This window comes from Moorena sp. SIO3H5 (genome assembly GCF_010692395.1).
Taxonomy (GTDB): Bacteria; Cyanobacteriota; Cyanobacteriia; order Cyanobacteriales; family Coleofasciculaceae; genus Moorena.
In genome coordinates this window covers 1-5,388 of the sequence record NZ_JAAHHS010000477.1, presented here as the reverse complement: position 1 = coordinate 5,388, position 5,388 = coordinate 1, and the positions used below count along the sequence as shown (strand labels likewise).

At 42.7% G+C, this 5,388-nt stretch carries 7 protein-coding genes; 6 read left to right on the top strand and 1 reads right to left on the bottom strand.

Translation table 11 applies throughout. From position 1 onward, the window contains the following. The 3 genes from F6K52_RS31660 to F6K52_RS31650 all read left to right on the top strand — a co-directional run. On the top strand, nt 1-278 hold a 278-nt coding region (locus F6K52_RS31660), incomplete at its 5' end, for a Gfo/Idh/MocA family oxidoreductase (RefSeq protein ID WP_293088265.1). A gap of 470 nt (nt 279-748) precedes the next feature. Continuing rightward, nucleotides 749-1,408, top strand: coding sequence for a DUF4230 domain-containing protein (locus F6K52_RS31655; protein WP_293088263.1), 660 nt, complete (start codon nt 749-751; stop codon nt 1,406-1,408). A gap of 236 nt (nt 1,409-1,644) precedes the next feature. Continuing rightward, nucleotides 1,645-2,016, top strand: a complete 372-nt coding sequence (locus F6K52_RS31650; RefSeq protein ID WP_293088261.1) for a DUF2237 domain-containing protein — start codon at nt 1,645-1,647, stop codon at nt 2,014-2,016. Nucleotides 2,017-2,033: 17 nt separating this feature from the next. On the opposite strand, the gene F6K52_RS31645 is transcribed toward F6K52_RS31650, so the two are convergent. Further along, a complete protein-coding gene (locus F6K52_RS31645) occupies nt 2,034-2,162 on the bottom strand; it encodes a hypothetical protein (protein WP_293088259.1) in 129 nt (42 codons plus the stop codon). Between the two features lie 100 nt (nt 2,163-2,262). On the opposite strand from F6K52_RS31645, the gene F6K52_RS31640 reads away from it, so the two are divergent. The 3 genes from F6K52_RS31640 to F6K52_RS31630 all read left to right on the top strand — a co-directional run. Next, nucleotides 2,263-3,141, top strand: coding sequence for an NAD(P)-dependent oxidoreductase (locus tag F6K52_RS31640; protein WP_293088256.1), 879 nt, complete (start codon nt 2,263-2,265; stop codon nt 3,139-3,141). Nucleotides 3,142-3,306: 165 nt separating this feature from the next. Then, nucleotides 3,307-4,806 carry a GMC family oxidoreductase gene (locus tag F6K52_RS31635; RefSeq protein ID WP_293088254.1) on the top strand — a complete coding sequence of 500 codons (1,500 nt, stop codon included), beginning with the start codon at nt 3,307-3,309 and terminating at the stop codon, nt 4,804-4,806. Nucleotides 4,807-5,138: 332 nt separating this feature from the next. Then, nucleotides 5,139-5,388, top strand: a 250-nt coding sequence (locus F6K52_RS31630; RefSeq protein ID WP_293088252.1) for a hypothetical protein, incomplete at its 3' end; no start/stop codon positions are given.

The following is a 5,388-nucleotide window of genomic DNA, read 5'->3' as shown; positions in this document are numbered from 1 at the left end:
ACTACGTTCATGGATTTCGTCTGTGGGCAGCGACCCCAGGTCAATCCTTGATGGAAGTAGAAATTCCCCAACGACTAGCATTTGCTGAAACCTATCTCGATGGTCGTTTAGCCCCATTTATCCGGGTGGTTGACCATTGGGTAAAAGCCATTGACAATGGTAGCGTTACCACACTATCTCTCAAAGAAGGAGTGTACTCCCAGATGTTAATGGATTTAACCCATGAGTCCCATGAAACCAGGCGTTGGGTTGAGGTAGATCAGCACAAGTATATATAGCGGTTTTTAATTAGGTGAGGTACAAATTTTTGGGTTTTAGGGAACAGGGAACAGGGAACAGGGAACAGGGAACAGGGAAAAAACTTGTGTACCTCATTAGGCTATAAAAAACTATATATCTCCTAAAACTACTTCTATAGCTTTGATATTTTGAGAATAGATTTTTTACGCTAAATAGCATTTTTTTGTTATAGCGTTTTTCGCAGTTAAGAGGTACAGTCTTTTTTGACGTTGATTACCTTTATTGATGCAGCGTATCGCTATTACCTATTACCTATTCCCTATTCCCTGTTCCCTGTTCCCTGTTCCCTGTTCCCTGTTCCCTTTGGTATAGCATAAATTCGGAATAAATAACTATTAATAATAAATTTTTAAGGTAAACAAAAATGAAAAGTCAGCATCAAAAGCATCAGTTACTTAGCATTATCTCTAGTATACCTAGAGGTTTGATTTTGATGAGCACAGGGGGCATGATACTCACGACGCTAATTTTAGGAGTGGTGATGTGGCGCACTAGCTCCCGCTTGTTTGAACAAGTTAATGGTCTATTCGACTTATCGCAATTAAACTTATCACAGCCAGAACCAGAGGTGGATGTCAGAAACGTTGTGGTTAATAAAGTTCGTGATGTTAGTGAATTGACCACTGCTGTGTTTAGCATGGAGGCGGTGGTCCCAACTCGTCAAGATAGAAACTTAGGACAATATCGCTTAGCGTCAACGACATTACTCTACATTGCTTATGGGGAAGTCAGAGCTGGGGTTGATTTAGGGAAATTAAGCGTAGATGATGTCAAAGTCAGCAATGACTCAATCCAAGTGCAGTTACCAGCGCCTCAATTACTCGATAGCAAGATTGATGTTACCCGTTCCCAGATTTACGACTACAACCGAGGATTTTTAGGTCTTGGACCGGATGTTGCTCCTCAATTACAGATGCTAGCTCAACAGCAAACCCTCCAGAAAATTCAGGCTACTGCTTGTCAGCAAGGTGTGCTAGAGCAAGCTAATCAAAGGGCGCAATTAGTGGTGACTAATTTATTGATGACAGCTGGTTACAAAACCGTAGATGTAAAGCTTCAACCTTCATCACCATCGATGTGTATGGGAGCTTCTTCTCTAGCATCATAAGTATAGCTTTTGGTAAGCACTCAGCAGTCAGCAGTCAGCCGTCAGCTAAAAATAAAATTATTTACCGTAGGGTGGCACAGGCTTCTAGCCTGTGACCTAACTAAAACAGTTTCCTCAGCTTAAATGGATACTTACCTATTTTATTCAAAAGCTGTTCGCGTAGCGCTTAAGCTGATAGCTGATAGCTGATAGCTGATAGCAAAGTAATTGGCGTAATTAAACTATTTTATTATATCATGAACAATGCCAAAAACGTCCTTGGCGGAACACTAAAAGTGTGCTGCACATCTCCGATGACGGGATTTTTTCGGAACGGAAAATGTGACACAGGACCCTCTGACGTTGGTGTACATATCGTTTGTGCAGAAATGACGGAAGAGTTCCTATCTTTTACTCAGCAAAGAGGGAATGATTTGAGTAAACCATCCCCGGTCTATGGTTTTCCTGGTCTTAAACCCGGAGATAATTGGTGTTTGTGTCTCAGTCGTTGGAAGGAGGCGCTGGATGCTGGGGTTGCGCCACCAGTGATTTTGTCAGCAACCCATGAAGCAGCCCTTGATTACATTCCGTTGGAAGTATTTAAGGAACATGCTGTTATTAACGACTAATCGTTGATATAGCGGTTTTAAATTAGGTGAGGTATACATGTTTTTAGGGAGCAGGGAGTAGGGAGTAGGGAGCAGTGAAGAGCAAGAGGCAATAGGCAATAGGCAATAGGCAAGAGGCAATAGTAAAAAAAAACTATATACCTCATAGTTATGAAAACCGCTGTATTTAATGGGCACTTAGGGAAATCAACAGATAAAACAGTAACAGGGATATCTGTTTTTCCCCCTTACTAACCCTAAATTTTGATGAGAAAAAAACTCTTAGTGACAGGAGCTAGCGGTTTTCTGGGATGGAATCTTTGCCAGCTCGCTAAAGAAAAATGGGATATTTATGGAACGTATTTTTCCCAGACGATAGATATTCCAGGAATAACCTTGGTAAAGGTTGACTTGAGAGAATTTCAGGAGATAAAGGATCTGTTTGCTGAGATTAAGCCAGCAGGAGTAATTCATACCGCAGCTCACTCTAAACCTAATTTTTGTCAGACCCATCGAGAGGAATCATATTCGATTAATGTTACAGCTTCTATCAATATTGCTCGACTAAGTGCAGATTATGATATCCCTTGTGTGTTTACCTCTACTGAATTGGTATTCGATGGTTTAAATGCTCCTTATCTCGAAACTGATCCGGTATCGCCTATCAGCTATTACGGTGAGCAAAAAGTTATGGCAGAAGAAGGGATGCGATCGCATTATCCTAAAGTTGCGATTTGCCGGATGCCCTTAATGTTTGGCATCACTCCCCCTACTGCCAGTAGCTTTATCCAACCCTTCCTCAAAATCCTGAGAGAAGGGCGACCATTGAGCTTATTTACCGATGAAATTAGAACCCCTGTCAGTGGCACAACAGCAGCCAAGGGACTTTTATTAGCGCTAGAGAAAGTCCAAGGTCTAGTTAATCTGGGCGGAAAAGAACGGATCTCCCGCTATGACTTTGGTTGCCTGATGGCTGAGGTATTTGAACTTTCCCAAGATAACTTAGGACGCTGTCTACAAAAGGATGTACCGATGGCTGCCCCTAGATCTCCCGATACTTCATTGGATAGTTCATTAGCATTTAGTTTGGGGTATCAACCGTTATCAGTGCGGGAGGAATTGGAAGAGTTGCGGGGGAAAGTGTAATTCTTTAAGTGGTCAGCGGTCAGCGGTCAGCGGTCAGTGGTCAGTGGTCAGCTTTCAGGTTATTTTATTCAAAAGCACTTTAGGTAACTTGGGCTACGCCCATAAGCTGAACGCGCATTAGCTGATAGCAAAACTAATTAGCAGATTTTACTGGGAGCAGTCGAGATGGCAGAAGCAAATTCGATGTATGACTACGTTGTGATTGGTGGAGGTTCTGCGGGAAGCATAGTAGCTTCAAAGCTTGCTGCTTTTGACTCAAATGCACAAATTCTGCTGATCGAAGCTGGAAAGCTCCTACTCAATCCCAAGATGTACGACCCAAGTGATTGGTTTGAAGTCATACAACAACATACGGAGATTGATTGGGGTTACCAGTCAGTACCTCAAAAAAATTTAAACAACCGTGTGGTCATGCTGCCGCAAGCCAAAGCCCTAGGTGGGTGTGCATTACATAATGCCACGGTCTATGTCAGAGGTGGACGCTCTGACTTTGATGAGTGGGGTAAAGTAGCACCCGGTTGGTCATGGAATGATGTACTACCGCACTTTGAAAGTGTAGAGCAGATCATTAAGGTTTTGGTGGCAACGACAGATCATTTCAATTTCATTAACGATTTATTCGCTGCTGCTAAGGAGTACGGTTTACCTGAAAATCCTAATTATAATACCAGCGAGAGTCAATATGGATACGCTCCATTTCAGTTCAACAATATTAAAACACTTTCAAAGCTTTTTCGTGAAACCACATTTAACACTTTTTTACCAGCGGTTCATGCAAATGTAACTGTAATAGCTGAAGCTTTGGTAACCAAGATCCGATTTAATAATACCAAAGCAATTGGTGTTGAATATGTTCAGAAGAACGAAAAATACTTTGCAGGGGTGCGACATGAGGTTGTGCTGAGTGCTGGTGCGATTGCGAGTCCAAAAATCTTGATGCTTTCAGGCATTGGCGACGAAACTGAGTTGGGGAAATTTGATATTCCAGTAGTTGCGAATGTTCCAGAAGTAGGCAAGAACTTACATGACGATCTTTTCGTTAGTGCCGGATTTTCTATTCCCGAAGATAAAGATTTACCAGTGTATTCCTATAGCCTAGCTCCAGCTGTGATTTTCGGCTCTACGGAAAATAGTAGTTCAGTTGTTGATATAGAGTGTTCAGTGGGAGTGGGAACACTCAAAGGTTTCCCTGGTCCAAAAAATTCGTTTTGGTTATGGCCAAACGTCATGCACTTGAAGAGTAAGGGAACTATTACGCTGCGTTCAAGTTCTCCTGATCAAGCTCCTGTTGTTGACCCAAAGTATCTGACAGTGCCAGGAGATCTCCAGTCATGTATTACAGCGCTTCAGTTAGGTATCGATATTGGCAATCAATCAAGCTTGGGGCAATGGCGGGAAAAGCAAATTGCTCCAGAACCGGGAACAGATTTCGAGAGTTATATAAGAGAAACAGCTAGTACAACACAGCACTATTGCGGAACTTGCAGAATGGGGATTGATCAGAGTTCTGTGGTGGATACAGAACTAAAGGTTCGAGGAGTATCAGCTCTGCGTGTGATTGATGCTTCTGTCTTCCCATTACCCATAACCGCAAACACAGCAGCAGCAACCATGATGATTGCTGATAAGGGAGCTGACATTATAATCGGGTCTTACCATCAGTAACTTAATAGAAACGAGCTGGTTGCCTAGCCCTTCAGCCGTCAGCCGTCAGCATAAGCGCTACGCGCACGCTACGCGAACAGCATTCAGCTGACGTAACAAAGATTAAACGAATGCTTACTTGTTGCTGATAGCTGATAGCTGATAGCTGATAGCTGATAGCTTAAGGAGTAATTTCCCTACCGTTAGTGCGGTAGTTACCACGAAACAAAACAAATCTCTTACAAGTCAATAGTCCTAAGTGAATAGCCAAACACCAGTAATTGGTCTTGATACTGCTGCTAACTTCTCTACCTTGGCCTATCGGTACACCTTCAACTAAAAAAGGGAATCAGATGAAAAACTTGCGTGCAATCACTCCATCTTCTTATCTTATTGCTGCCTGTGCATTAACCGGGATTCTATCCTTTAGTGCAGTAACTAGCCAAGCTGGTCAAAGTAAGTTCTTAGCATCAGGTAACTCTACCGCAACCGCTCAGGTTGAATCTGTAGACAATCAAGACCTACTGGCAGCAGCACCGATTCCCAGCAGTGAATTACCACCAGCCCTAGAGAACAATACCGTATTTCGTGCGATCGCAAGCG

What these genes read in the sequence shown, in the direction of transcription:
- F6K52_RS31655 (WP_293088263.1), top strand. Translation starts at nt 749, where the DNA reads ATGATACTCACGACGCTAATTTTAGGAGTGGTGATGTGGCGCACTAGC.
- F6K52_RS31650 (WP_293088261.1), top strand. Translation starts at nt 1,645, where the DNA reads ATGAACAATGCCAAAAACGTCCTTGGCGGAACACTAAAAGTGTGCTGC.
- F6K52_RS31645 (WP_293088259.1), bottom strand. Translation starts at nt 2,162, where the DNA reads ATGAGGTATATAGTTTTTTTTTACTATTGCCTCTTGCCTATTGCCTAT.
- F6K52_RS31640 (WP_293088256.1), top strand. Translation starts at nt 2,263, where the DNA reads ATGAGAAAAAAACTCTTAGTGACAGGAGCTAGCGGTTTTCTGGGATGG.
- F6K52_RS31635 (WP_293088254.1), top strand. Translation starts at nt 3,307, where the DNA reads ATGGCAGAAGCAAATTCGATGTATGACTACGTTGTGATTGGTGGAGGT.